Source organism: Actinomadura sp. KC06 (assembly GCF_004348735.1).
Classification (GTDB): Bacteria; Actinomycetota; Actinomycetes; order Streptosporangiales; family Streptosporangiaceae; genus Spirillospora.
This window is the reverse complement of sequence record NZ_SMKT01000005.1, coordinates 49,230-75,901: the sequence shown is the minus strand read 5'-3', so window position 1 is coordinate 75,901 and position 26,672 is coordinate 49,230. Positions and strand designations below refer to the sequence as shown.

Annotated in this window: 22 protein-coding genes; 3 read left to right on the top strand and 19 right to left on the bottom strand. The window is 73.5% G+C overall.

All coding sequences use genetic code 11. The features are described from left to right. Positions 1-436 precede the first annotated feature (436 nt). The 12 genes from E1287_RS03345 to mraZ all read right to left on the bottom strand — a co-directional run bounded on the left by E1287_RS03345 (position 437) and on the right by mraZ (position 15,072). Complete coding sequence (locus E1287_RS03345; RefSeq protein ID WP_131963301.1) at positions 437-1,183, bottom strand: FtsQ-type POTRA domain-containing protein; 747 nt, start codon at positions 1,181-1,183, stop codon at positions 437-439. A gap of 76 nt (positions 1,184-1,259) precedes the next feature. Next, entirely contained in the window at positions 1,260-2,669 is a 1,410-nt protein-coding gene (gene murC / locus E1287_RS03340; protein WP_131963300.1) for a UDP-N-acetylmuramate--L-alanine ligase, read from the bottom strand. After that, the gene (murG, locus tag E1287_RS03335) at positions 2,666-3,760 is read right to left on the bottom strand and encodes an undecaprenyldiphospho-muramoylpentapeptide beta-N-acetylglucosaminyltransferase (RefSeq protein WP_131963299.1); all 1,095 of its coding nucleotides are present in this window, start codon (positions 3,758-3,760) and stop codon (positions 2,666-2,668) included. Before murG ends, murC begins: the two co-directional genes overlap by 4 nt. 39 nt (positions 3,761-3,799) lie before the next feature. Continuing rightward, positions 3,800-5,053, bottom strand: a complete 1,254-nt coding sequence (gene ftsW / locus E1287_RS03330) for a putative lipid II flippase FtsW (protein ID WP_131963298.1) — start codon at positions 5,051-5,053, stop codon at positions 3,800-3,802. 2 nt (positions 5,054-5,055) lie between these two features. Further along, positions 5,056-6,477 (bottom strand): UDP-N-acetylmuramoyl-L-alanine--D-glutamate ligase, encoded by a 1,422-nt coding sequence (gene murD / locus E1287_RS03325; protein ID WP_131963297.1) that lies wholly within the window; start codon positions 6,475-6,477, stop codon positions 5,056-5,058. Positions 6,478-6,527: 50 nt separating this feature from the next. Further along, entirely contained in the window at positions 6,528-7,589 is a 1,062-nt protein-coding gene (gene mraY / locus E1287_RS03320; RefSeq protein WP_131963296.1) for a phospho-N-acetylmuramoyl-pentapeptide-transferase, read from the bottom strand. After that, positions 7,586-8,968: a UDP-N-acetylmuramoyl-tripeptide--D-alanyl-D-alanine ligase gene (gene murF, locus E1287_RS03315; protein ID WP_131963295.1), complete on the bottom strand. Its 1,383-nt coding sequence runs from the start codon at positions 8,966-8,968 to the stop codon at positions 7,586-7,588. The genes mraY and murF overlap by 4 nt, the downstream gene beginning before the upstream one ends. Further along, the gene (locus E1287_RS03310; protein WP_131963341.1) at positions 8,965-10,500 is read right to left on the bottom strand and encodes a UDP-N-acetylmuramoyl-L-alanyl-D-glutamate--2,6-diaminopimelate ligase; all 1,536 of its coding nucleotides are present in this window, start codon (positions 10,498-10,500) and stop codon (positions 8,965-8,967) included. The genes murF and E1287_RS03310 overlap by 4 nt, the downstream gene beginning before the upstream one ends. A gap of 84 nt (positions 10,501-10,584) precedes the next feature. Next, positions 10,585-12,804 carry a penicillin-binding protein 2 gene (locus E1287_RS03305; RefSeq protein ID WP_243718548.1) on the bottom strand — a complete coding sequence of 740 codons (2,220 nt, stop codon included), beginning with the start codon at positions 12,802-12,804 and terminating at the stop codon, positions 10,585-10,587. After that, positions 12,801-13,421, bottom strand: coding sequence for a hypothetical protein (locus E1287_RS43505; RefSeq protein ID WP_165968859.1), 621 nt, complete (start codon positions 13,419-13,421; stop codon positions 12,801-12,803). Before E1287_RS43505 ends, E1287_RS03305 begins: the two co-directional genes overlap by 4 nt. Then, entirely contained in the window at positions 13,418-14,401 is a 984-nt protein-coding gene (rsmH, locus tag E1287_RS03295; RefSeq protein ID WP_131963294.1) for a 16S rRNA (cytosine(1402)-N(4))-methyltransferase RsmH, read from the bottom strand. The genes E1287_RS43505 and rsmH overlap by 4 nt, the downstream gene beginning before the upstream one ends. 239 nt (positions 14,402-14,640) lie before the next feature. Beyond that, complete coding sequence (mraZ, locus tag E1287_RS03290; protein ID WP_131963293.1) at positions 14,641-15,072, bottom strand: division/cell wall cluster transcriptional repressor MraZ; 432 nt, start codon at positions 15,070-15,072, stop codon at positions 14,641-14,643. A 447-nt stretch (positions 15,073-15,519) separates the two neighbouring features. On the opposite strand from mraZ, the gene E1287_RS03285 reads away from it, so the two are divergent. From E1287_RS03285 to E1287_RS03275, 3 genes are read left to right on the top strand one after another with little or no spacing between them, the layout of a single operon-like run. After that, positions 15,520-16,560: a MoxR family ATPase gene (locus E1287_RS03285; protein ID WP_243718546.1), complete on the top strand. Its 1,041-nt coding sequence runs from the start codon at positions 15,520-15,522 to the stop codon at positions 16,558-16,560. Between the two features lie 3 nt (positions 16,561-16,563). Then, on the top strand, positions 16,564-17,862 hold the full coding sequence (locus tag E1287_RS03280; RefSeq protein ID WP_131963292.1) for a DUF58 domain-containing protein: 1,299 nt from the start codon (positions 16,564-16,566) through the stop codon (positions 17,860-17,862). Then, positions 17,859-20,351: a DUF3488 and transglutaminase-like domain-containing protein gene (locus tag E1287_RS03275; RefSeq protein WP_243718544.1), complete on the top strand. Its 2,493-nt coding sequence runs from the start codon at positions 17,859-17,861 to the stop codon at positions 20,349-20,351. Before E1287_RS03280 ends, E1287_RS03275 begins: the two co-directional genes overlap by 4 nt. Before the next feature lie 100 nt (positions 20,352-20,451). Here the strand turns inward: E1287_RS03275 and E1287_RS03270 are convergent, their stop codons facing one another. The 7 genes from E1287_RS03270 to E1287_RS03240 all read right to left on the bottom strand — a co-directional run bounded on the left by E1287_RS03270 (position 20,452) and on the right by E1287_RS03240 (position 26,649). Further along, positions 20,452-20,874, bottom strand: a complete 423-nt coding sequence (locus E1287_RS03270) for a DUF3040 domain-containing protein (protein WP_131963337.1) — start codon at positions 20,872-20,874, stop codon at positions 20,452-20,454. A gap of 147 nt (positions 20,875-21,021) precedes the next feature. Next, entirely contained in the window at positions 21,022-22,284 is a 1,263-nt protein-coding gene (locus E1287_RS03265) for a DNA polymerase IV (protein WP_131963291.1), read from the bottom strand. Between the two features lie 4 nt (positions 22,285-22,288). Beyond that, complete coding sequence (locus E1287_RS03260) at positions 22,289-23,071, bottom strand: methyltransferase domain-containing protein (protein ID WP_131963290.1); 783 nt, start codon at positions 23,069-23,071, stop codon at positions 22,289-22,291. Between the two features lie 206 nt (positions 23,072-23,277). Continuing rightward, the gene (nusB, locus tag E1287_RS03255) at positions 23,278-23,694 is read right to left on the bottom strand and encodes a transcription antitermination factor NusB (RefSeq protein WP_131963289.1); all 417 of its coding nucleotides are present in this window, start codon (positions 23,692-23,694) and stop codon (positions 23,278-23,280) included. Between the two features lie 57 nt (positions 23,695-23,751). After that, positions 23,752-24,309 (bottom strand): elongation factor P, encoded by a 558-nt coding sequence (gene efp / locus E1287_RS03250; RefSeq protein ID WP_131963288.1) that lies wholly within the window; start codon positions 24,307-24,309, stop codon positions 23,752-23,754. 30 nt (positions 24,310-24,339) lie between these two features. After that, positions 24,340-25,416, bottom strand: a complete 1,077-nt coding sequence (locus E1287_RS03245) for a Xaa-Pro peptidase family protein (protein WP_131963287.1) — start codon at positions 25,414-25,416, stop codon at positions 24,340-24,342. A 183-nt stretch (positions 25,417-25,599) separates the two neighbouring features. Next, entirely contained in the window at positions 25,600-26,649 is a 1,050-nt protein-coding gene (locus tag E1287_RS03240) for an LLM class F420-dependent oxidoreductase (protein WP_131963336.1), read from the bottom strand. Between the last annotated feature and the right edge of the window lie 23 nt (positions 26,650-26,672).

The following is a 26,672-nucleotide window of genomic DNA, read 5'->3' as shown; positions in this document are numbered from 1 at the left end:
TCTCTCCGACCGCCCTGACCGGTCTGCCGACCGTGCCGCCGCGGTATTTCCTGACCTGTGTGCTCTTCTGGGCCGGGCGCCGGGCCGGACCCGGTCGCGATGACCGGTCCTCCCCGAACCCTCACCCTCAACTTGAGGCTTACACTTATGTCAACCTGAGGACTGATACGGACAGTAGGGCGGCCTTACCGCCAGGGTCAACTAACCTCCCGGCGTGTCGCACTGGGCACGCGTTTGTCCAGGTTGACGAAGGACATCTGCCTCTGTTCAAGCCCACCTGACGTCCCATCTCAAGACCACCCGACGTCCCATCGGTCGGTGCGCGCCGGCCCGGTCCATCCGGGACGACCGTTCCAGCGTGCCCCATCGGACGGCGGGAATCGCCGCGACACACGCACCGGACCCGAACGGCCGCGCACATCGCCTGGATCCCCGGTCACTTCGTCTTGAGGATCTCGGGAGAACTGACGTCGACGGTGCGGACGGAGCGTCCCGCCGCCGTGCGCCACAGCGCGTCCAGGAGCCGGATCTTCTCTTCTGCCCGCTCAGCCGCGCCCCATTCCACCGTCTGCCCGCCGGTCATGTGCAGCGTCACCGCGCCGGGCCCGGTCGCGGCGACCTCGCTCAGCTTTCCGCGGATGCGATCCGGCAGGTCGGACAGGACGGCGAGGGCCGCGAGCGTCGCCTTGTCGGACGGCCCCGGCGAGGCGACCGTCAGCGCCGGAAGACCGGACGGCCGGGACGCGCCGTCCGCCACGACGACGCCGTGCCGGTCGATCCGGTGGAAGCGCCCGCCGCGCTCGAAGACGGCCATCGGCGCCCGTTCGCGGACGACGATGCGGACCGTCCCCGGCCAGTGCCGCTCGACCCGCGCGGACTCGACCTCCCTGAGCCGCTCGACCCGGTCCCCGATCGCGCCGGTCCCGAGCCGCGCCATCGGCGTGCCGAGGTCGATCCCGGCGGCGGCGACGACGCGGTCGGGCGGCGCCAGCGCGGTGCCCGTCACCTCGACGTGCCGCACGACCAGCAGCCGCGACCCGAGGAGCACCCAGGTCACCGCGCCGAGCGCGCCGAGCACCAGCAGGGTGACGAAGACCACCTTCCACCGGTTCGGCCGGGCGCGCCGCTCTGCCGCCGGGGCCGCGTCCGCCGCCGCGGGCCGGCTCGTCCGCGTCTCGGTCATGACCTCAGCTTGGCAGTGATCTCCGCGTGCGCCGCCGATCCCGCGCGCTGCGGCGTGTCACCCGCCTGCCGTCCGCTCAGGAGCGGGCGAGGCGTTCCAGGACGAGCGGGCCGAGCTGCGTCACGTCCCCGGCGCCCAGCGTGATGACGACGTCGCCGGGACGGGCGAGGGACGCCGCGACGCCGGGCACCTCGTCCCGCACGGGCGCGTACACCGTCCGCGTCCCGGACGGGACGGCGTCGGCGACCAGCGCGCCCGTGACACCGGGCTCGGGGTCTTCCCGCGCGCCGTAGACGTCGAGGACGACGGCGACGTCGGCGAGGCCGAGCGCCGCGCCGAACTCGGCGGCGAAGAACCGGGTGCGGCTGTACAGGTGCGGCTGGAACACCGCGACGATCCGTCCGCCCTCGCCCTTCTGGCCGAGGTAGTCGCGGGTGGCCTCCAGGTCGGCGGTCAGCTCCGTCGGGTGGTGGGCGTAGCTGTCGAAGACCTCGACGCCGCCCGCCTCGCCCTTGCGCTCGAGCCGCCGCATCGACCCGGTGAACGCCGCGAGCCCCTCGCGCACCACGTCGAAGTCGTGGCCGAGGAGCCGCGCGACCGCGACGGCGGCGGTGGCGTTGTGGGCGTAGTGCCGTCCCGGGACTTCGAGGCGCACCTCGCCCAGGCCCCCGATCTCGAAGGTGGAGCCCAGGCCCCGGGGGGTGAATCCGGTGATGCGCAGGTCGGCGTCATCCGCCTCGCCGTAGGTGACCACGGTCAGGCCGCGCTCGCGGGCGGCCTCGGCCAGCTCGCGGGCGACCGGGTCGTCGGACCCGGCGACCAGCGCCCCGTCCGGCACGACGCGTCCGATGAACGCCGCGAAGTTCTCCTTGACCTTCTCGAACTCGCCGTAGTTGTCGAGGTGGTCGGCCTCCACGTTGGTGACGACCGCGATGTGCGGGGTGTAGCGCAGGAAGGAGCCGTCGCTCTCGTCGGCCTCCGCGACGAACACGTCGCCGGTGCCCTCGTCGGCGCCGAGCCCGGTGGTGACGAGCTGCCCGCCGATGCAGTAGGACGGGTCGGCGCCCGCGTGCTGCAGCGCGACGGTGAGCATCGACGTCGTCGTCGTCTTGCCGTGGGTGCCCGCCACCGCGACCGCGCGGCGGCCGACCATCAGCGCGGCCAGCGCCTCCGAGCGGTGCAGGACGCGCAGGCCCCGCTCGCGGGCGGCGACCAGCTCCGGGTTCATCTCGCGGATGGCGGTGGAGACGACGACGGTGTCGGCGTCGCCGACGTGCGCGGCGTCGTGCCCGACGAAGACCTTCGCGCCGAGGTCGCCGAGCTGGGTGAGCAGCTCGGAGTCGCGCGCGTCGCTGCCGGACACGGCGAGGCCGCGCCGCAGCATGACGCGGGCGACGCCGGACATCCCCGCGCCCCCGATCGCGATGAAGTGGACCCGGCCGAGCTCGCCGGCGGGCACCGCGTCGCGGGGATCGGTCAGGCTCATCGGGCGGCGCCCGCCGACTGGACGACGTCGTACACCATCTTCGCGAGCGCGACGTCGGCGTCGCGGCGCCCCATCTTCCCGGCGGCCTCCGACATGTGCGCGACGCGGGCAGGGTCGGCCAGCACCGGCAGCAGGTTGCGCGCGATCCAGTCGGGCGACAGCTCGGCGTTGTCGACGAGCAGCCCGCCGCCCGCCGCGACGATCGGCTCGGCGTTCAGCCGCTGCTCGCCGTTGCCGATCGGGAGCGGCACGTACACCGCGGGCAGCGCGACCGCGGCGAGCTCGGCGCACGTCATCGCGCCGGCGCGGCACATGGCCATGTCGGCGGCGGCGTAGGCGAGGTCCATCCGGTCGCAGTACGGGATCGTGACGTACTGCGGGCCGCCGGACGCCGGCTCGGGCTCCTCGGTGTTCTTCGGCCCGACGATGTGCAGCACCTGGATGCCCGCCTGCCGGAAGTACGGCGCGGCGGCGACGGCGGCCTGGTTGAGGGACCGGGCGCCCTGCGACCCGCCGAAGATCAGCAGGGTGGGCAGGTCGGGCAGGAGACCGAAGTAGGAGCGGGCCTTGTCGCCGGTCGCGAGCCGGTCGAGGGTGGCGATCTCGCGGCGCAGCGGGATGCCGACGAACGTGGGGTTCGGCAGCGGCGAGTCGGCGTGCGAGACGGCGACGTGCTCGGTGAAGCGGGCGCCGAGCTTGTTGGCGAGGCCGGGCTTGGGGTTGGCCTCGTGGACGATGATCGGGACCTTCCGCTTGCGCGCGGCCAGGTAGCCGGGGGTCGCGACGTAGCCGCCGAACCCGACCAGGATGTCGGCCTTCGCCTGGTCGAGGACGGCCGCGGCCGCGTTGATCGCGCCGCGCAGCCGGCCGGGGACCGACAGCAGCTGCGGGGTCAGCGTGCGCGGCAGCGGCACCGGCGGGATCAGGGCGAGCTCGTAGCCCCGCTGCGGGACGAGCCGGGTCTCAAGCCCCCGCTCCGTGCCGAGGCAGACGATCCCGACGTTCGGGTCGCCCCGGCGCAGCGCGTCCGCGAGAGCCAGGGCGGGCTCGATGTGTCCGGCGGTGCCGCCGCCGGCCAGGACAACCCTCATGCTCGTTGACAACTCCTCAGCATGTTCGGAAGGGGGAATTCAACGCCGTGCCAGACCCAGCCAGCTTAGAGCCCTCACGACCGGTCCGGGGCCCCGTGCGGAGAGTGCCTGCCGCGCACCGGGCTCGCGTTTCGCGAACGCGAGCAGCATCCCGAGCGCGAACAGGCTCGGGATGAGCGCCGAACCGCCGTAGGAGACCAGCGGCAGCGGGATCCCGGTGATGGGCAGGACGCCGATGACGGCGCCGATGTTCACGATGGCCTGCACGACCAGCCACGCCGTGGCGCAGGCGGCGGCGAGCCGGGTGAACGGGTCGTTCACGCGGCGGGCGATCCGCAGGCCCGCGTAGGCGAGCAGCCCGAACAGCCCCAGGACGACGAGGGTGCCGACGAGCCCGAACTCCTCCCCCACGATCGCGAAGATGAAGTCGGTCTCGGCGTGGGGCAGGTAGTCCCACTTGGCGCGCCCTTCGCCGAGGCCCGTGCCGAACAGGCCGCCGGACGCGACCGCGAACAGCCCCTGCGTGCCCTGGTAGTTGGTGGTGAGCTGGTTCCCGGACGGGTCGAGGAACCCGGTGAGGCGCTGCATCCGGTACGGCTCGACGACGATGAGGATCGACACCAGCAGGCACACGAGCCCGGCGATGCCGACGAAGAGCCGTCCGGGGGCGCCGACGACCCACAGCAGCGCCAGGAAGATGGTGAGGAGCACCAGCGTGGTGCCGAGGTCGCTGCCCAGCATGACCAGCAGGACGAGCAGCCCGGCCCCCGGCATCAGCGGGACGAGCAGCGGCCGCCACTCGGTGAGCTGGCCGAGCCGGTCCTTGCGGGCCAGCAGGTCGGCGCCCCACAGCACGAGCGCGAGCTTGGCGAGCTCGGACGGCTGGATCTGCAGCGGCCCGAGGGCGACCCAGCGGGTGGCGCCGCCCGCGCTGCGTCCGAGCCCCGGGACCAGGACCATCGCCAGCGCGACGATCGACAGCAGCAGCAGCGGGTAGGCGAGCGCCCGGAACGTCTTCACCGGCAGGCGGGACGCCAGCCACATGCCGGGCAGCCCGATCGCCATCCACATGGCCTGCTTCTGGAACAGCGTGTAGGCGGACCCGGTCGCCTGGAGCTGCTTGACGCTGGACGCCGACAGCACCATCGTCAGCCCGAGCGCGAGCAGCATCACCGAGCAGCCCAGCACCAGGTAGTAGGACGTGAGGGGACGGTCGAGCAGCCCGACGGCGGCGACCACCTGCTCCCGCGGTCCCGAACGCCGCCCGCTCTCCTCCTCGGCCGCGGCGGTCACGGCTACCCGGCGTTCCCGGCGGCGCCGGGGTTTCCGGCGGCGAGGCGTTCGACGGCGGCGATGAAGGCGTCGCCGCGGGCCGGGTAGTTGGCGAACATGTCGAAGGACGCCCCGACGGGGGCGAGCAGCACGGTGTCCCCGGGGCGGGCGAGCGCGGTGGCTTCGGTGACGACGCGGTCCATGGCCCCAGTGTCGGTGTCGGCGACGTCCACGACCGGGACATCCGGGGCGTGTCGCGCGAGTGCCTCGGCGATCCGGTGCCGGTCGCGCCCGATCAGCACCGCGGCGCGCAGCCGCCCGGCGCACGAGCGGACCAGGTCGTCGACGTCGAGGCCCTTGAGGAGGCCGCCCGCGATCCACACGACCGGCTCGAACGCGGTGAGGGACGCGGCGGCGGCGTGCGGCTGGGTCGCCTTGGAGTCGTTGACGTACGCGACGCCCGCGACGTCCGCGACGTGCTGGATGCGGTGCGGCTCGGGCACGAACGCGCGCAGCCCGTCACGGACGGCCTCGGGAGGCGCGCCGAACGCGCGGGCCAGACCGGCGGCGGCCAGCGCGTTGGCGACGTTGTGCGGCGCGAACGGATGGACGTCGCCGATCGCCGCCAGCTCCGCCGCCTGGCTCGCGTGCTCGGTGAAGGCGCGGTCGACCAGCAGTTCCTCGACGACGCCGAGCTCGCCGGGACGCGGCACCTGGAGCGTGAAGCCGACCCGCCGCGCCACGCCCTCGGCGCGTTCGGCGAGGGCCGTGGACGTCTCGTCGTCGGCGTTGTGGACGGCGACGCACCCCGGCGTGAAGATCTTGGCCTTGGCGGCGACGTAGGCGTCCATCGAGCCGTGCCAGTCGAGATGGTCGGGCGCGACGTTCAGCACTGCCGACGCGAAGGGCGCGAGCGAGTTCGACCAGTGCAGCTGGTAGCTCGACAATTCCACGGCGAGGACGTCATACGGCTCGCTCACAGCTTCCACGATCGGCGTTCCCACGTTCCCTACCGCGAGGGCCTTGTAACCGGCGGCGGTGAGCATGCACGCCAGCATCCGGACGACGGTGGTCTTGCCGTCCGTCCCGGTGATGGCCAGCCACGGCGCGGCATTCTCCGGACGGAGCCGCCACGCCAGCTCGACCTCGCCGATGATCTCGATGCCGGACGCGGCGGCCTCGGCGAGCAGCGGCACGTCCGGACGCCAGCCCGGCGAGGTGACCACGAGGTCGGTGCCGGCGGGCAGGCCCTCGCCGTCGCCGAGCCGGACCGCCGCCCCGCGCGCCTCCAGCTCGGCGGCGTGCGCACGCTGCTCCTCGTCGTCGCGGGCGTCCACGACGGTGACGCGGGCGCCGCGGGACGCGAGCACGCGAGCGGCGGCGCGCCCCGACACGCCCAGCCCGGCGACGCACACACGCCGCCCGCCCCAGTCGCGGTCACTCATTCCTGCTTCCTGCGGGGGGACGACCCCCCGCACCCCCCGGTTCGCTCCGCTCATTCCTTGGGCATCCATTCCAGGTAGAACAACCCGATGCCGATCGCGACGAACAGCGCGGACATCAGCCAGAAGCGCACGACGATCGTCGTCTCCGCCCAGCCGGACAGCTCGAAGTGGTGCTGCAGCGGCGCCATCTTGAACACGCGCTTCTTGGTCATCTTGAACCCGCCCACCTGGATGATCACCGACAGCGTGATCATCACGATCAGCCCGCAGAGGATGGCGAGCAGGAACTGGGTGCGGGTGAGGATCGCGAGGCCGACCAGGACGCCGCCGAGGGCCAGCGAGCCGGTGTCGCCCATGAAGATCTTCGCGGGCGGCGCGTTCCACCACAGGAAGCCGAACACGCCGCCGAGCACGGCCGCGGCGACGACCGCGAGGTCGAGGGGGTCGCGGACGCTGTAGCAGTTGGGGGCGAGGGCGAAGTCGGTGCAGCTGTTGCGGAGCTGCCAGTTCCCGATGATGACGTAGGCGGCCAGCACCATCCCGGCGGGGCCCGCGGCGAGGCCGTCGAGGCCGTCGGTCAGGTTGACGCCGTTGGACATGGCCGCGATGAGCAGCAGCGCCCACACCACGAACAGGTAGGGGCCGATCGACGGGCCGAAGTCGCGCAGGAAGGACAGTTGGGGGGCGGCGGGGGTGATGTCGTAGCCGTTCGGGAAGTTGAGGGACGCGACGGCGAACACGACGCCGACCAGCACGATGCCGATCATCTTGGCGCCGCTGCGCAGGCCGAGGCTGCGCTGCTTGAACACCTTGATGTAGTCGTCCACGAACCCGACGGCGCCGAGGCCGGCCATCAGGAACAGCACGAGGATGCCGGAGATCGTCGGCTCGGTGCGGGTGACCAGGTGCGCGGCGGCGTAGCCGACGAGCGAGCCGACGATGAAGACCGTCCCGCCCATCTGGGGGGTGCCGCGCTTGCTGGCGTGCGCCTCCGGGCCGTCGTCCCGGATCATCTGGCCGTAGCCGAGCCGGTTCATGATCCGGATCCACACGGGCGTGCCGACCATCACGAAGATCAGCGCGACCCCGGCCGCGATGATGATGTTGGTCATCGGCCGTCCTCCGCCAGGACCGCCGCGGCGACCCGTTCGAGACCGGCGACGCGGGAGCCCTTCACCAGCACGACGTCCCGCGGCTCCAGCCGCCCCGTGAGCGCGGCCACCGCCGCGCCGACGTCATCCACCTGCACGCACTCTCCCGTCCATGACCCCACCTGACGTGCCCCGTCCGCGATCGCCGCCGCGTTCGCGCCGACGACGACGAGGCCGGCGACCCCGCACCGCGCGGCATGCTCCCCGATCTTGGCATGTTCCGCGGCGGACGATGCGCCGAGTTCGGCCATTTCACCCAGCACCGCGAACGCGCGGCGGCCCCGGGCCATGTGCGCGAGGACGTCGAGCGCGACGCGCGTCGAGTCGGGGTTGGCGTTGTAGGCGTCGTTCACCACCGTCACGCCGTCGTCCCGCTCGGTGACCTCCATCCGCCACCGGCTGACCGGCCCGGCCTCCGAGAGGCCCGCGGCGATGTCGGCGGGCGCCATCCCCGCCGCGCGCACCGCCGCCGCGGCGGCCAGCGCGTTGGGGACGGCGTGCGAGCCGACGAGCCGCAGCGCGACCGGCGCGGAGCCCTCCGGCGTGACGAGCGTGAACCGGGCCCGGCCCTGCTCGTCGAGCGTCTCGTCCTCGGCGCGGACGGCGGCGCCGGGCGACCGGCCGAACGTCACGACCTCGCCGCGCGTGCGGGACGCCATCGCGGCGACCAGCGGGTCGTCGGCGTTGAGGACGGCGGTCCCGCCCGGCGGCACCGCCTCCACGATCTCGCCCTTGGCCAGGGCGATGTTCTCGCGGCTGCCGAACTCCCCGACGTGCGCGGTGCCGACGTTCAGCACCACCCCCACGTCCGGACGGGCGATCCCGGTCAGGTAGGAGATGTGGCCGATCCCACGCGCGCCCATCTCGAGGACGAGGTGCCGCGTCGACTCGTCGGCGCGCAGCACGGTGAGCGGCAGCCCCAGCTCGTTGTTGAACGAGCCGGGCGGGAACACGGTCGGGCCGGCGCGGCCCGCGACCTGCCCGATGAGGTCCTTGGTGGACGTCTTGCCCGCCGAACCGGTCACCGCGATGACGGTCGCGCCGGGGAGCCGCTCCAGCACTCCCCTGGCGAGCCGTCCGAGCGCGTCCTGGACGTCGGCGGCGACGACGCACGGCCCGTCCACCGGACGCTGCGCCAGCACGGCCGCGGCCCCCGCGGCGAGCGCCCCGGACGCGAAGTCGTGCCCGTCCGCGCGCTCGCCCTTCAGCGCCGCGAACAGCGCCCCCGGCTCCACGGCGCGGGAGTCGATCACCACGGGACCGGTCACCATGACGTCCGGGGGCCCGTGGCGGGTGCCTCCCGTGATCTCCGCGATCGTCGACAGCGGAAGTGGGATCACGCCTGCGTCCCGTCCCCTCTTGTCACCGTCGCCCGGCGCCGGAGCGCCTCCCGGACGACCTCGCGGTCGTCGAACGGGTGCACCGTTCCCGCCACGTTCTGCCCCTGCTCGTGGCCCTTGCCCGCGATGACGAGGACGTCGCCGCGGCGGGCCCGGTCCACGGCCAGCGCGATCGCGGCGGCGCGGTCGGGCTCCACCACGATGTGCGCCCGCTCGGGCTGCGGCACCTTGAGCCCGCCCTCGACCATAGCGGCGAGGATCGCGAGCGGATCTTCCGACCTCGGGTTGTCGTCGGTGAAGTACGCCCGGTCGGCCAGCCGGGCGGCGGCCTCCCCCATCAGCGGGCGCTTGCCGCGGTCGCGGTCGCCGCCGCAGCCGATCACCACCGTCAGGTCGCCCTCGGTGACGGGACGCAGCGCGGTCAGGACGGCCTCGACCGCGCCCGGCTTGTGGGAGTAATCGACGAGGGTGACGAACTCCTGGCCCTCGTCCACCCGCTCCAACCGCCCGGGGACGCCGGGCAGGGACGCGACCCCGCGCACCGCCGCCTGCAGCGGGATGCCCGCCTCGACCAGCGCCACGATCGCGGCGAGCGCGTTCGCGACGTTGAACGGCCCGGCCAGCCGGACCTCGCCGTCCGCCTCGATGCCGAGGGGCCCGACGACGCGGAACACGCTGCCGTCCGCGCCGACGCGGACGTCCTCGGCCCACCAGTCGGCCGCCGGGTCGCCGGACGCCGAGAACGTCGTCACCGGCACCGTGGCGATCTCCAGCAGCTCGCGGCCGTAGTGGTCGTCGAGGTTGACGACGCCGACGCGGGAGTACTCGGGCGTGAACAGCCGGGCCTTGGTGAGGAAGTAGTCCTGCATGGTCGGGTGGTAGTCCAGGTGGTCCTGGGACAGGTTCGTGAACACCGCGACCTCGTAGGTCATGCCGCCGACCCGGCCCTGCTTCAGCGCGTGGCTGGACACCTCCATCGCGGCGGCGCCAACGCCGCGCTCGCGCATCATCGCCATCAGCGCGTGCAGGTCGGTCGCCTCCGGGGTGGTCAGCGCGCTCGGCACCCGGTCGCCGCCCACCCGGATCTCGACGCCGCCGACCAGGCCGGTCTGGAGCCCGGCCGCGCGCAGGCCCGCGTCCAGCAGGAACACGGTGGTGGTCTTGCCGCTGGTGCCGGTGACGCCGATCGTGGTGATGTCGCGTCCCGGCTCCCCGTACACCCAGGCCGCGGCGTCGCCGAGCCGCGCGCGGACGTCCGCCACCACCAGCACCGGCAGGCCCGTCGCCGCCGCCCGGTCGTACCCGTCGGGGTCGGTGAGGATCGCCGCCGCGCCCGCCTCCGCCGCCTGCGCGGAGAACTGCGCGCCGTGCGCCCGCGCGCCCGGCAGCGCCGCGTAGACGTCGCCGGGCAGCACCGCCCGCGAATCGTGCGTGATGCCCGTCGCCGCGACCTCGTCCCAGCCGCCGCGCTCGATCCCGAGAAGCGCCGCGAGCCCGCTCAGCGGCCGGGCCGGATTGGTGGTGGGACGCATGACGTTTCTTTCGGTGCGGACGGGACGGGACTGCTGGTGCACGGGTCGTGGTGGACTCACAGGCGAGGAGAGTACTCGCTGCGGTCAGTCTCGGGCGTGAATCTGAACGGTCGGCGGCCGGCTCCCCGTGGGCGGGACCTTCTGGGACTGCAGGGCGAAGCTCATCACGTCCTTGAACACCGGCGCGGCCGCATCGCCACCATAGTGGCTGCCCCGCTTCGGATCCTGCAGGACGACCTGCACGACCAGCTGCGGATCGTCCGCCGGGGCGAACCCCGCGAACGACGCGGTGTAGCCGCCGCCGTCGTAGCCTCCGGTGCGCGGGTTGACGTTCTCGGCGGTGCCGGTCTTGCCGGCGACGCGGTACCCCGGGATCTGCGCCTTGGGGGCGGTGCCCTCCTCGGTCGTCACGCCCTCCAGCATGTCGCTGATCTGCCGGGCCGTCCGCGCGCTGATCACCTGCGTGCGCTTCGGCTCGGGCGCGGCCGTGAACCTGTCGTCCTCGCCGACGGTGCCGTCGACGAGGGTGGGCTCGACGCGGACGCCGCCGTTGGCGATGGTCGCGTAGACGCTCGCCATCTGCACCGCGTTCACCGAGACCGTCTGCCCGAACGCGATCGGGTACCGGTCGGTGCCCGACCACTGTGCGGGCGGCTTCAGCAGGCCGGGCGTCTCGCCGGGCAGCGGCAGGCCGGTCTTCCGGCCGAACCCGAAGTCGCGCAGCGTCTGGTAGAGCCGCTGCGAGCCGATGCTCTCGCTGGCCATGATGGTGCCGACGTTGCTGGACGTGGCGAGGACGCCCGCGAAGGTGAGCCGCTCTGTCGCGTGGTTGTGCGAGTCCTTGAACAGGACGTCGTACTTCCTGATCCTGTCGGGGACGGTGTAGGGGGTGTGCGGGGTGACGCCGCCGTGCTCCATGACGGCGGCGGCCGTGACGACCTTGCCCGTGCTGCCCGGCTCGTACGCCTCCTGCACCAGCGGGCTGCCCCACAGGTCCCCGTCGGACTCGGCGTAGTCGTTCGGGTCGAACCCGGGCGCCGAGGCCATCGCGAGCAGCCTGCCGGTGCGCGGGTCCATGACGATGACGCTGCCGCTCTTCGCCTTCGTCGCCTTGACCTGCTTCTCGATCGCCTGCTGCGCCTTGAACTGCAGGTCGCGCTGGAGCGTGAGCCGCACGCCGCGGCCGGGCTCGGACGGGCGCCGCTGGTCTTCGCCCATGGGGATGTGCTGGCCCTCGGGGCTGATCTCGACCCGCTGCCATCCTGCGCGTCCGGCGAGCACGTCGTTCATCGAGCTCTCCAGCCCGGCGGCGCCCTTCCCCGCGTCGTTCACGAACCCTATGACGCCCGCGGCCAGCGAATCGTTGGGGTATTCACGGCGGTATTCCGGCAGCGTCCCGATTCCCAGGAAGTTCCACGAGGTGATCAGCCGGGCCTGGTCGGGCCGGACGCCGTGCGCCAGGTACACGAACCGGGTGTCGGGTTTACTGAGCTGCCGCATCAGCGTCGAGGGGTTCAGGCCGAGGGTGGGGGCCAGCGCGTTGACGATGCTCTGCCGCTTGTCCGCCTTGATCAAGGACGGGTCGGCGTAGATCGCCCGGGCCTCCACCGTCATGGCGAGGGGGTGGCCCTGCGCGTCGGTGATGTCGCCGCGGATGGCGGGCAGCTCGATCTTCTGCAGCCGCTGCCGCATCGCCTGCTCGGAGTACTTGCCGGACTCGATCGTCTGGAGCTGGACGAGCCGCCCGGCGAACAGCGACAGCACGAACGCGACGACGAGCAGCCCGACGTTCAGCCGCTTGAGCGGGTCGCGCCGGTGGAACGGGACGCGGGTCCGCGGGGGGCGGGGCGGCGGGCGGCGTCCGGAGCCCCCGCCGGGACGAGGACCGCGCGGACCGCCGCCGGAGCCGGTCCGGGGCGGCCTGGTGGCGGTGTGGGCGTGCTGCGCCGTCGCGCCCGCACGGCTCTTCGCGGGCGCGGCCTTGGCCGGCGCCTTCTTCTGCGCAGGCTTCGGAGGCGCCTTCTGCCCGGACTTCTGCCCGGGCTTCTGCGCGGGCTTCTTGGGGCCGGGCTTCTTGGTGGGCGTGCCCGCGGACCCCGCGTCGTCGCGCGCCGCCTCCCAGCGCGGCGGCTTCTTGCGCGGGGTCTCCTTGCGCGGGGCCTCTTTGCGCTGGGAGGGGCCCATGCCGCCGCGCGCGGGACGGCGGGCGGCGCTACCCTTCGTGCCCGGCCGTCCCGCGCCGTCCGAGCCGCGTCCCCGGCCGGGCGGAGGCCCGGCGGTCCCGCGTCCCGGCCGTTTCGTCACCGCGCGCCCTGCCCGGCGGCGGCCGGCGGGACGCCGTCCCCGGGGACCACGGTGCCGGGGATGCCGATCACGCCCGCGGCGCCCGCCGCCGAGGCGGCCTCGGGCGGCACGGGACGGATCGTCCCGCCGCTCGCCCGCCCGGTGGCGGGGTCGAAGAAGGCCGGGTCCTTGGGCTGCCTCATGTTGAGCGCCTCGGCCTTCCTCGACAGCTGCGCCGGGGACCCGCCGCGGGCGATGTCCTCTTCGAGGGCCTGCCGCTGCTGGTCGAGGCGCTTGTTGTCCTGCTGCAGCCGCGTCAGGGTGAACGCGTCCTCCGCGAGGACGGTGTTGAGCAGCAGCAGGCTCACCAGGGCGCCGCCGAGCAGCCCGACGATGAGCAGCACGAACGGAGCGCGCGGCGGCGACTGCGCCGCCGTCCGCTTCGCGGCCGCCTTGGCGCTGGTCGCCGTGGTCGCGGGCGCCGCCTTGGGCGCGGTCTTGGGAGCGGCCTTAGGAGCGGTCTTGGGCGCGGTCTTGGCCGCGGGCGTGTGCTGCGCGGGCGTGCGCCTGGACGGCGTGCGCTGCGCTGGCGGCTTCTTGGGCGCCTTGGCGGGCGGCCGCCTGGTGGTCGTGGTCATGTCGCCTCCCGGACCCGCTCGGCGGCGCGCATCCGCACCGATCCGGCCCGTGGGTTGGTCGTGGTCTCCTCGTCGGACGGCAGCTCCGCCCCGCGGGTGAGAAGCCGGAATCTCGGCTCGTGCTCGGGCAGCGGGACGGGCAGGTCCGGCGGGGTGGTGTCGGCCGCCTGGGCGGCGAGGACCTGCTTGGTGATGCGGTCCTCCAGGGAGTGGTAGCTGAGGACGGCGACCCGGCCGCCGACCGGGAGCGCGTCGAGTGCGGCGGGCAGGGCCCGGCGCCAGCTGTCGAGTTCTCCGTTCACCTCGATGCGCAGCGCCTGGAAGGTGCGCTTGGCCGGGTTCCCGCCGGTGCGGCGGGTCGCGGCCGGGATCGAGGTGCGCACCAGGTCGGCGAGCCGCCTGGTGGAGTCGAGCGGGGCGCGCTCGCGCTCGCGGACGATCGCGGCGGCGATGCGCTGGGCGAACCGCTCCTCGCCGTACTCGCGCAGGATGCGGGCGAGCTCGGCGGGCGGGTAGCCGTTGACGACCTCGGCGGCGGTGAGGCGCTGGGTGCGGTCCATCCGCATGTCGAGGGGCGCGTCGTAGGAGTAGGCGAAGCCGCGTCCGGCCTCGTCGAGCTGCGGGGAGGAGACGCCGAGGTCGAACAGGACGGCGTCCACCGCGGGGACGCCGAGCCGGCGCAGCACCTCGGGGATCTCGTCGTAGACGGCGTGCTCCAGCGTGACCCGGTCGCCGAACGGGGCGAGCCTGCGCGCCGAGCGCTCCAGCGCGGTGGCGTCGCGGTCGAGGCCGATGAGGCGCAGCCGCGGGACGGCCCGCAGCATCGCCTCGGCGTGGCCGCCCATGCCGAGCGTGGCGTCCAGGTAGACGGGGTCGCGGCCGGTCGCGGCGGCGTCCACGGCGGGGGTGAGGAGTTCCAGGACGCGACCGAGCATGACCGGTACGTGACCGGACTTGGCCGCGTGGTCTCCCACGTCCATGCTCCCACCCCCTGTGGTTGCCACTTCGCTCGCGGACTCCTGTGGCTTCGCCGCCAAGCCCCCCGGCGGCGGCCTCGCCCGGCCAGGTCCCCATCCGCTGCCCTAGAGGAAGAACTCCGCGTGGTTGCGCGGGGGGTCGCCGTCTGGCGCCGGGGAAGCTGCGCCAGCTGGCTCGGAGAGCGGCTGGAGACCTGGCCGAACGTGGGCCATAGCCGGTCATCGGACCGGCGAGTCGTTTCTCAGAGGATCCCTGGCAACACCTCCTCCGAGACGTCGGAGAACGTCTCCTCCTCCTGCTCCAGGTAGGTCTCCCACGCCTGCGCGTCCCAGATCTCGAGTCGCGTGTTGGCGCCGATGACCGTGCAGTCGCGGGTGAGGCCCGCGTACTTGCGGAGCGGCGGCGGTATGGTGACGCGGCCCTGCTTGTCGGGGACCTCGTCGGACGCGCTGGCGAAGAAGACCCGGCTGTAGCCGCGCACGGCCTTCTCGGTGACCGGTGCGGCACGCAGAGCCTCGGTTATCCGCTGGAACTCCGCCATGGGGAAGACGTACAGGCAGCGTTCCTGGCCCTTCGTGATCACCAATCCCCCCGACAGCTCCTCGCGATATTTCGCCGGCAGGAACAGCCGTCCCTTGTCGTCGAGGCGCGGCGAATGGGTGCCGAGGAACAACGGCCCCACCTCCCGCGCCGCATGGGGCGCACCTGCTCCCCACGGCGCCCCACTCTACTCCACTCTTCCCCACCGTCAACAATAAAAACACATTCCAGAGACCGATTCGGCCGACGAATCCGCAGTTCAGAGGGGGTGGTGCGGGGTGGGGGCGCGCGGCGCGCCTCCGCGTGCCGCGACGCCGGAAATGTCGTTCCGGCCGTTCGCTCGTTGAACGTCGCGGGGACGCGAGGGACCGGGTGGGGAGAAGTGGTGCGCCGCCGCCGGTCAGGACGCCGATCCCGTAGAGCACAATGGGCTCGCGTTCACCATGAACATCGCGGCGCGCCGCCCGACGACGTACTGTCGTTTGGGCGGACGCACAGAGCGCCGCACCGGCGCGTGAGAGGACCTGGCTCCGATGAGGGGCCGAACACACCGCGCGGCCGGACGGCTGAGGAGGGTTTGGTGGCAGTAGGAACGCACGGCGAGTCGTTCATGGAGACCGACCCCCCGGCATCCCACCCGGCCCGGCACGGCGCCAGCGAGGCGCCGGGCCCAGGACTCGAGGGCCTCGCGCAGGTCGCGAACAAGATCCGGGACGCCGTGGAGTCGGTGATCGAGGGCAAGCCCTCGGTGGTGCGGCTCGCCCTGACGGTGCTGCTGGCCGAGGGTCACCTGCTGATCGAGGACGTCCCCGGCGTCGGCAAGACGATGCTGGCCAAGGCGCTCGCGCGCTCGGTCGACTGCTCGGTGCGGCGCGTCCAGTTCACGCCCGACCTGCTGCCCAGCGACATCACGGGGGTCAGCGCCTACAACCAGGAGCTGCGCGAGTTCGAGTTCAAGCCCGGCCCGGTGTTCGCCAACATCGTCGTCGGCGACGAGATCAACCGCGCGTCCCCGAAGACGCAGTCCGCGCTGCTGGAGTGCATGGAGGAGCGCCAGGTCACGGTGGACGGCACCACCTACACGCTGGAGCCCCCGTTCATGGTGATCTCCACGCAGAACCCGGTGGAGATGGAGGGCACCTACCCGCTGCCGGAGGCGCAGCGCGACCGGTTCACCGCCCGCATCTCGATGGGCTACCCCGATCCGGCGGCGGAGCTGGAGATGCTGGAGACGCACGGGGAGACGTCCCCGCTCGACCGGCTCACCCCCGTCGCGCACGCGGCCGACGTCCGCGACCTCATCGAGGTGGTGCGCCGCCAGCACGTGTCGGCGGCCGTGCGGCAGTACGCGATCGAGCTGGTCGCCGCGACCCGCGGCCATCCCGAGCTGCGGCTCGGCGCGTCGCCGCGGGCGACGCTGCACCTGGTGCGGGCGGCGCGGGCGTACGCGGCGCTGGACGACCGCGACTACGTCGTCCCCGACGACCTGCAGGACCTCGCGGTGCCCGTCCTCGCGCACCGGCTGCTGCCGACCGCGGAGGCGCAGGTCGACCGGCGCCGTCCCGAGCAGGTCGTGGCGGACCTGGTGAAACGACTGCCGGTGCCGTCCCACGGGAAGTGACCGTTGAGACGCGCGCTTGCCGGCCTCACCACGCGCGGGCGGTCCTTCGTGGCCGCCGGCGCGACCGCGATCGTGTGCGCGTTCGTCCTCGGCGAGCGCGACCTGCTGCGCGCCGGCGTGCTCGTGCTGGCGCTGCCGCTGCTGTGCACGCTCGCGGTGTCGCGGACCCGCTACCGGCTGGCGTGCGCGCGGCGGCTCGACCCGCCGCGGCTGCCGGTCGGCCAGGAGGCGCGCGTCGACCTGCGGCTGGAGAACGTGTCGCGGCTGCCGAGCGGGCTGCTGATGGTGGAGGACCGGGTGCCGTACGCGCTCGGCGGGCGGGCCAGGTTCGTCCTCGACCGGATCGAGTCGCACGGTAAGCGCCAGCTCGGCTACCGCATCCGGTCCGACGTGCGGGGGCGCTTCCGGGTGGGGCCGCTGACCGTCCGGCTCGCCGACCCGTTCGGGATGGTGGAGCTGGTCCGCTCGTTCAGCCTGTCGGACACGCTGACGGTGACGCCGACGATCCACCCGCTGCCGTCGGGGCGGCTGTCCGGGGCGTGGACGGGCGGCGGCGACAGCGTCGCCCGGGCGGTGTCGGCGGCGGGCGAGGACGACGTGACGCCGCGCGAGTACCGGCACGGCGACGACCTGCGCCGCGTCCACTGGCGGTCCACGGCCCGGCACGGCGAGCTGATGGTGCGGCGCGAGGAGCAGCACTTCCAGAGCAGCGGGACGCTGTTCCTCGACACCCGCCGCACCGCGCACTGGGGCGACGGCCCCGGCGGGACGTTCGAGCAGGCCGTGTCGGCGACCGCGTCCATCGGGGTGCACCTGGTCCGGACGGGGATGAACCTGCGGTACGTCACCGACGGGGGCGAGGCGCTCCCGGCCGCGCGGGCCGACGGGACGTTCGAGGGGCTGCTGCTCGACGCGCTGGCCGTGGCCCGCCGGTCCAAGGAGCGTTCGCTGTCGGCGGGCATGGCCGCGCTGCGCGGCCGGGCGGGCGCGACGCGGGAGGGCGACGGGCTGGTCATCGGGGTGTTCGGCGTCCTGTCGGAGGACGAGGCGCGCTCGCTCGCGGCCGTCCGGCGCGGCACCGGGACCTGCGTCGCGGTGCTCGTCCTCGGACGCGCACGCGCCGCCTCGAACGGTACGGCCGCGGCGAGCGGCGACACGGCGGGCACGGCCGCCGAGCCCGCCGCCGCGCTGCTGCGGGCGGGCGGCTGGCGGGTGGTGATCGTCCGGTCGGCGGCGGAGCTGGCCGGAGCGTGGGCGCAGGCCGGGCGGACCGGCGACGACTTCGTCAGGGACGGCTCATGAGACTCCGGATGACGGTCATGGCCGGGCTGGCGACGCTCGCCGGCTCGATCGGCCTCTACCCGCTGTTCGAGTCGGGAGGCTGGTTCTGGGCCGGGGTCGGCGCGGTGCTCGCGGTCGCCGGCGGGGGCGTGCTGGCGCGGCGGCTGCGGCTGCCGGCGCCGGTGAACCTGCTGTTCGGGCTGGCCGGCCTGGTGCTGTACCTGAACCTGGTGTACGCGTCCGGCCAGGCGTGGCTGGGGATCATCCCCTCGCCGGAGTCGGTGGGCCACCTCGGCGACCTGTCCGACAGCGGCTGGCGGGCGGCCAACCGGTACGCGGCGCCGGTCCCGGTGCTGCCGGGGATCGAGCTGATGACCGCCGCCGGGATCGGGCTGGTCGCCGTCCTCGTCGACCTGCTGGCCGTGCGGCTGCGCCGCGCCGCCCCGGCCGGGCTGCCGCTGCTCGCCATGTACAGCGTGCCCGCCGCGGTCCGCGAGGACGGCGTCAGCTGGCTGGCGTTCGGCGTCGGCGCGCTCGGCTTCCTCGCGCTGCTGATGGCCGACGCCCGCGAGCAGGTCGGCGGCTGGGGCCGGACGGTCACCTCGTTCCGGCAGCGGGACGTGCCGCTGGCGGGCGCCGACCCCCGTCCGGACGAGGGGTCCGCCCTGCCCGACGCGGCGGCGCTGGCGGCGTCCGGCCGCCGCATCGCGGCCGGGGCGGTGGCGATCGCGGTGCTGGTCCCGGCGGCCGTGCCGGGGCTGCAGCCGCGCGGCATGTTCGGCCTCGGCGGCGACGGCGGCGGCGGCACGCAGACGGTGACGACGCCCGACCCGCTGGTCAGCCTGAAACGGGAGCTGACGCGGCTGGACGACTCGATCGTCCTCACCTACCGGACGAACGACCCGGAGGCCCCCGACTACCTGCGCCTGTACGCCCTCGACAAGTTCGAGGGCGACCGGTGGACCTACACCCAGCTCGACAGCCATCCCAGCGACCGCCTCGACGAGCGCGACATCCCGTCGCCGCCCGGGCTGTCGGTCGCGTCGTCCCGCGAGGTGACGACCAGGGTCCAGGTGCGTCCCGAGGTCAGGGACATGTCGTTCCTGCCGGTGCCCTACGCCCCGTCCGACGTGTCGATCAGCGGCGACTGGCGGGTGGACGAGCGCTCCCTGATGATCTACTCGCTGCGCGACTCCGCGGACGGGCGCGCCTACACCGTCACGAGCCGCCGCGCGGAGCCGACGATCGGGCAGCTCGCCGCCGCGGGCAACCACCCGGCCGAGATCGTGTCGCGCTACACGGCGGTGCCGAAGAACGTCCCGCGAGAGGTCAGGCAGCTCGCGGAGCAGGTCACGGCCGGGTCGGCGACGGCGCTGTCGCAGGCGGTGCGGCTGCAGCGCTGGTTCACCCTGTCGGGCGGGTTCACCTACGACCTGTCCGCGCCGGCGCCGAAGCACGGCAGCGACCTGGTCGACTTCCTGCTGCACAGCAAGCGCGGCTACTGCGAGCAGTTCGCCGCCTCGATGGCGCTGATGGCCCGGATCCTCGGCATCCCGTCCCGGGTGGCGATGGGCTACACCTCGGGCAGCGAGGTCCGTCCCGGGCAGTGGGTCGTCCGGTCGCGGGACGCGCACGCCTGGCCCGAGCTGTACTTCGACGGGACCGGGTGGGTCCGCTTCGAGCCGACGCCGTCGGGCGCGGGCGGGCAGGGCACCGCCGCCACCCCCGAGTACAGCCTTCCCGAGTCCACCGGCGGCGGCAGCGAGGGGAGCGACAGCGCGCCCGCGCCGGAGACGTCGTCGCCCGCCGACAACCAGGCGCCCGCGCCGCAGCCGTCCGCGCGGGGCCGCAACGACACGGGCGAGACCGGCGGCGCCGCCGCGCAGGACGACGAGGACGGCGGGTTCTCCGCGGCGCCGTGGCTGGCGGGCGCGGTGCTGATCCTGCTTCTCCTGGCCGTTCCGATGGCGCTGCGGACGTTCACCCGGCGGCGCCGCTGGGCGGCCCTGATGTCACCGTCCCTGTCGCCGTCGCGGACCCGGACCCGGACCCGGCCGGGCGCGCCGCCGGGCGCGGCCGTCCGGGCGCCGTCGCCCGATCCCGCGGGCGCCGCGCACGCCGCGTGGCGGGAGATGCGCGCGGACGCGCTCGACCACGGCCTCGAATGGCGGGCGAGCGACTCCCCGCGCGCCACCGCGCGCCGCCTCGGCGAGCTGCTGGAGCTGGACGGCGAGGTCGAGCAGGCGCTCACCCGCATCGCCCGCGCCGAGGAGCTGGCGCGCTACTCCCTGTCCCGCTCCCCCGAGCCGCCGGAGCGGCTCCGCGCGGACGTCCGGACGGTCCGCGACGCGTTCGCCGCGTCCGTGGGCCGCGGGACGCGCTGGCGCGCCAGGCTGCTGCCGCCGTCGACGATGGCGCAGACCCTGACCACGCTCCAGTCGGCCGGGAACCGCGCGCTGGACGCGAAGGCCCGCCTCAACGACCTGCCCGCCCGCCTCCGCCGCAAGTAGCACCCGGGCAAGTACCCCCAGGACGGACACCCCTGGAGACGCGTTCGTCCCGGCCCGCGCGGACACCTGCCCGCGTACGGCCGGGACGTTCAGGAAGGGGTCAGTCGCCTTCGGTCCTGCGGCGCCAGCGCTCTTCCATGCGCTCCATGAAGCCCGCCTTGGCCGGCTTCGACTGCCTCGGCTGCCTCGGCTGCCCGGGCTGCCTGCCGTCGCCGCCGGCCGCGGCCTCGTTCCCGATGCCGGTCATGCGCTTCCAGCTCGTCAGCGCCCAGACGCAGCACACCACCATCAGCAGGAAGCCGGTGACGCTCACCGCGATGGTGACCGTGCCCTCGTTGATCACGAGGCCGGCCATCAGTGCGCCGACGCCGACGACGAACCCGAAGGCCGCCTTGACGATCCGGCGCTTGTAGTGGACCTGTGGGCTGGTCGAGCGAACCGCGTGAGCGAACTTCGGATCCTCGGCGTACAACGCCGATTCGATCTGTTCGAGCATGCGCTGCTCGTGCTCAGAGAGCGGCACGGCACCTCCCAACGACAGCCCCGCGGCGGGGAGTCCGATGCAGGACGCGAACCTCAACGGTGATATGCCCAGAATACGAGCACTGTGCCGCGCACGAAAGCAGACGGCCCCTCAAGGGCCCGGCGCCGGTCACCCCACAGCCTTCTCTCATGGTGTTCCGTCCCTGCCGTCACGTCCGTCGCCGTCCTCGCGCCGGACCAGCGCGGCGGGGCGGACCGCACCGCGGCCGAACCGGTGCGCGACCTGGTCCATGGCTCGCTCGGCCTCACGCCAACCGCGTTCCGGCTCGTCGAAGGCGAGCTGGCGGGGGGCCGCGCCGGCGGGGCCCAGGTTCTCCACCCGGACCCCGACCAACCGGAGTCGTACCCGTTCCAGCCCGGCCCCCTCATAGAGATCACGGGCTGTGACATAGATCACACGAGCGAGATCGGTGGGCTCGGCGAGCGTGCGCGCCCGCGTGATCGTCTTGAAGTTCGCCATCCGTAGTTTGACGCTCACCGTCCGGCCCGCGTTCCCGCTCGCCCGGAGCCGGGCGCCGACCCGCTCGGCCAGCCGCAGCAGCTCGCGGCGGATGATCTCCGGGTCGTCGACGTCGGTGTCGAACGTCTCCTCGGCGCCGATGCTCTTGTCGGGCGTGTGCGGGACGACCTCGCGCGGGTCACGGCCCCAGGCCAGCTCGTGCAGGTGGGCGCCCACCGCGTTGCCCAGCTCGCGCTGCAGCGTGCTCAGCGGCACCTGGGCGAGCTGCCCGACCGTCCGCAGGCCCAGCCGGGTCAGGGTCTGCTCCGTCCGCTCTCCGACGCCCCAGAGGGACGCGACGGGCAGCGGGTGCAGGAAGTCGACCACGCCGTCCGCGGGCACGACGAGCATCCCGTCGGGCTTGCAGCGCGTCGAGGCCAGCTTCGCGATGAACTTGGTGCTCGCGACGCCGACCGAGCAGGTGATGCCCTGCTGGGCGCTGACCTGCTCGCGGATGAGCCGCGCGATCTCGGCGGGACGGCCGAGCCGCCGCCCGGCGCCCGCCACGTCCAGGAACGCCTCGTCCAGCGACAGGCCCTCCACCAGCGGCGTGACGGACCGGAAGATCTCGAACACGGCCCCGGACACGCGCGAGTACTTGCCGTGGCTCACCGGCAGGACGACGGCCCGCGGGCACAGCCGCCGCGCCCGCGTCATCGGCATCGCCGAGTGCACGCCGAACGAGCGGGCCTCGTAGGACGCCGCGGACACGACGCCGCGCGGACCGGCCCCGCCGACGATGACGGGACGTCCCCGCAGCTCGGGCCGCTCCAGCAGCTCGACGCTGACGAAGAAGGCGTCCATGTCGACGTGCAGGATGTGGCAGCCGGTGTCGTCGGCGGGCGGACCGGGCTGCGGCCCCGGCCGGTGCAGCTGCTGCTTGCGGCTCACGGTGTCATTCTGCTGGCTTGTGCCCTCCGGGGGGACGACCCCCCAGACCCCCCGGAGGGGGGACGTGATCGGCCACCAGATGCAGCTGGGTGGCGAGATCCCGCAGGACGGGATGGACGGCCGCGACCGACTCCAGCGCGATCATGGCGTCGGCGGAGCCCGCATCGCCGTCCAGCATGCCGGACGGCACCAGGTCGGCGAAGATCCGGACGCCGTGCAGCTCGGCGACCCGCAGGCCGGAGCCGCGCACCAGCGCCGACAGCGTCTCCCGGGTGAACCGGCGGGGCATGCGGTCGCCCTCGCCCCACCGCCCGGACGTCCCGGTCAGCACCCGGCGGGCGTCGTCGAAGTGCCCGGCCAGCGCGCGATGCAGCGCGGCGGCGATCTGCCCGGCGGCGAGGACGCTGACCGAGCCGCCGCGACGGACCGTCCCGGCCATCGCGGCCATCGCCGCGCCGGGGTCGTCCACGTACTCGAGGACGCTATGGCAGAGGACCAGGTCGGCGGCGTCCGGGCCGAGCAGGTCGGGCAGGTCGACGGCGTCGCCCTGCACCGCGCGGACCGTCACCCCGGACTCGGCGGCGCGGCGCTCCAGCGCGGCGAGCGCGTCGGGGTTGGCGTCGACGACGGTGACCCGGTGCCCGAGCTCGGCGAGCGGCACGGCGAACCCGCCGGTGCCGCCGCCGACGTCCACGACCTCGCTCCGCCCGGCCTCGGGCGCGATGCGGTCGAGCACGGCGCGCAGCGCGTCCCACAAGACCGCACTCCGCACTCGACTGTGTCTCATTGGCATTTCTCTCCTCCTTCGGCCCTGGCGGGCCTCCATCGTCGAGAAACGCGGTGCGATCGCTGCATCGCTCCGTCTCGCCTGGCGGCTCGCTGCGCGATCAGTTTCTTGCTCCGCTCGAAACTGCCTTCGGTCGCGATCGCGACGGTTGGGGTTGCTGCGGGGTTGCGGCGGTGGCTGAGGCCGCTGTGACCTGCGCGGCCAGCCTATAGGGAGAGGGAGGGCTTGAGCTGTTGGAGGCGGGAAAGGAGGCCGTTGACGAAGCGGGGGGACTCGTCGGTGGACAGTTCGGTCGCCAGCCCGACGGCCTCGCTGACCGCGACGCCGTCGGGGACGTCGTCGACCCAGAGCAGCTCGTACGTGCCCATCCGCAGGATGTTGCGGTCGACGACCGGCATCCGCTCCAGCGTCCAGCCGGTCGCGTACGTGGCGATCAGCTCGTCGACGCGTTCGCGGTGCTGCTGGACGCCCTCGATCAGCCGGACGGCGTGCGGGTACTCGGCGAGCTCGTCCTGGTTGGGGCGGCCCCGTGCGGCGAGGACGGCCGTGGGCTCCTCGTCCCGCAGCTCCGCCGCGAAGAGTATGTCGAGTGCGAGTTTGCGTGCCTTGGTGCGTGCGCTCATGCGTGTCTTCCGTGGGGGGCGACCCCCCACACCCCCCGGTTCGCTCCGCTCATCAGGTCAGCCGCGGCCGAGGTACTCGCCGGAGCGGGTGTCGACCTTGACCTTCTCGCCGGTGGTGATGAACAGCGGCACCTGGATCTGCGCGCCGGTCTCCAGGGTGGCGGGCTTGCTGCCGCCGGTGGAGCGGTCGCCCTGCAGGCCGGGCTCGGTCTCGGTGATCTCCAGCACGACGGCGGCGGGCAGCTCGATGTACAGGGGGTTGTCGTCGTTGAACGCGATCACGGCGTTCTGCTCGGAGAGCAGGTAGTTCGCGGCGGTGCCGACGACGGACTCCGGGATGTGCGGCTGGTCGTAGGTCTCGGTGTCCATGAAGACGAAGTCCTCGCCCTCGCGGTAGAGGTACTGCATCTCCCGCTTGTCGACGCTGGCCACGTCCACCTTGGTGCCTGCGTTGAACGTCTTGTCGACCACCTTGCCCGACAGCACGTTCTTGAGCTTGGTGCGGACGAACGCGCCGCCCTTGCCGGGCTTGACGTGCTGGAACTCAAGGACGGTCCACAGCTGGCCGTCGAGTTTCAGCGTCATGCCGTTCTTCAGGTCGTTCGTCGTCGCCACTGCGCTGTTCTCCCGTCGCGGCCCGCGCGCCTAGAGGACGAGCAGGTCCTTGGTGGTTGTCGTGAGGAGCTCCGGGCCGCCGGGGCGGACCACGAGCGTGTCCTCGATGCGGACCCCGCCGCGGCCGGTGAGGTAGACCCCCGGCTCCGCCGTGATCGGAACCCGGTCCATCAGCTTACCGGTCTTGTCGTACCCCATGAGCGGAGCCTCGTGGATCTCCAGGCCGACGCCGTGGCCGAGCCCGTGGCCGAACGCGTCGCCGTGCCCGGCGTCCTTGATGACGTCGCGGGCGGCCGCGTCCACCGCCTTCGTCTCGGCGCCGGGGAGGGCCGCGCCGATCCCGGCCAGCTGCGCGCGGTGGACGAGGTCGTAGACGTCGCGCTGCCAGCCGGCGGGCTCGCCGATCGCGACGGTGCGGGTCATGTCGGCGTGGTAGCCGTCGTACAGGGCTCCGAAGTCCATGGTGACGAGGTCGCCGGGCTGGAGCTCGCGGCCGCCGGGGCGGTGGTGCGGGACGGCGCCGTTCGGCCCGGACGCGACGATCGACTCGAAGGCGGGGCGCTCGGCCCCGGAGTCCACCATCGCGCGTTCGAGCGCGATCGCGACGGCCCGCTCGGTGACGCCGGCGCGGATCTCGGGGAGGACGGCCGCGAACGCGCGGTCGGTGATGGCGCACGCCTCCCGCAGCAGCGCGATCTCCTCCTCGTCCTTGACCATGCGGAGCTCCTCGACCGGGTGCCCGAGCGGCGTGAGCTCGACCTCGGCCTTCTCGGCGAGGGTGGCGTGGTGCTCGACGGTGAGGTCGTGGGCCTCGAAGCCGAGGCGGCGGTGGCCGTCCGCGGCGGCGCGGGCGGTCAGCGCCTCCGACACGAGCCTGTCGACGACGATGGGCAGCTCCGGGCAGACCCGCTCGGCCGTCCCGGCGTACCTGGCGTCGGTGGCGAGCACGGCCGGGCCCTCGGCCGGGACGAGCAGCGCGGCCCGCGAGCTGTCGAGGCCGGTCAGGTAGCGGACGTTGACGAGCCGGGTCACCAGCACGGCGTCGGCGTCGCGTGCGGCGACGAGCGCGGCCAGCCGGCGGCGGCGCGCGGTGTGCGTCTCCCCCATGGTCAGACTCTAGATCACCGTCCGGGCGGGTGGGGAGGCCGTCTCCGCGGGATCACAAAACATGAACAACCCTCGACTTTTGCGGCGGGGCGGTCTAGCGTGATCCGCGGTGTGAGCCACCCGGTGGGCGGCGTGCCGGGGCGCCTGCGGCACGCCGCCCGATCACCGGCGCGCCGTGCCCGTTCAGAGGCCGGCGGCCATCTCCTTGACCTTCTCGATCAGCGCGAGCCGGCTCTTGTGGTCGCCCGCGATCGGCGACACGTTCAGCGTCGTGACCCCGGACTCCCGCATCGCGGCGAGCCGCTCCCGGACGTGGCCCTCGGGCCCGATCAGCGACATCTTCTCCAGCAGCTCGTGCGGGACCTTGGCGGCGGCCTCGTCCTTCTTGCCGGCGAGGTAGAGGTCCTGGATCTCGTCGGCCTCCCGCTCGAAGCCGTAGCGGCGGGCCAGGTCGTTGTAGAAGTTCCTGCCCTTGGCGCCCATGCCGCCGATGTAGAGCGCGGCCATCGGGCGTCCGAACTCCAGGAAGCCCTGGACGTCGTCGCCGATGGCGAGCGCGGCCTGCCCGACGACGTCCAGCTCCCCGAGGGCCGGGTCGCGGCGGGCCTTCCCGGCGGCGAGCGGCCCGCCCCAGACGTCCTTGGCCTTCTCCGGCATGTAGAAGATCGGCTCCCAGCCGTTGGCGATCTCGGCGGTCAGCTCGACGTTCTTGGGGCCGATCGCGGCGACGACGATCGGGATGTCGGCGCGCACGGGACGGTTGATGAGCTTCAGCGGCTTGCCCAGCCCGGTGCCCTGGTCGGCGGGCAGCGGCACCGTGTAGTGCTTGCCGCCGTGCTCCAGCCGCTCGCGCCGCCACACCTTCCGGCAGATCTCGATGATCTCGCGGGTGCGGCCGAGCGGCGCGGTGTAGGGGACGCCGTGGAAGCCCTCGATGACCTGCGGCCCGGACGCGCCGATGCCGAGCGTGAACCGGCCCTCCGAGACGAAGTCGAGGCCCGCGGCGGTCATCGCCGTCAGCGTCGGCGTCCGGGTGTAGATCTGCATGATCCCGGACGCGATCTCCAGCCGCTCGGTCTTGGCGGCGATGTAGCCGAGCTGGCTCACCGCGTCGAAGCTGTAGGCCTCCGCGACGAACACGACGTCGAGGCCGGCCTTCTCGTAGTCGGCCAGTTCATCGACGGTCTGCCGGAAACCGGCGTCGGAGTAGCTGATCGACATCCCGATGCGCATCGGCGTTCCCTCCATGAACCGAA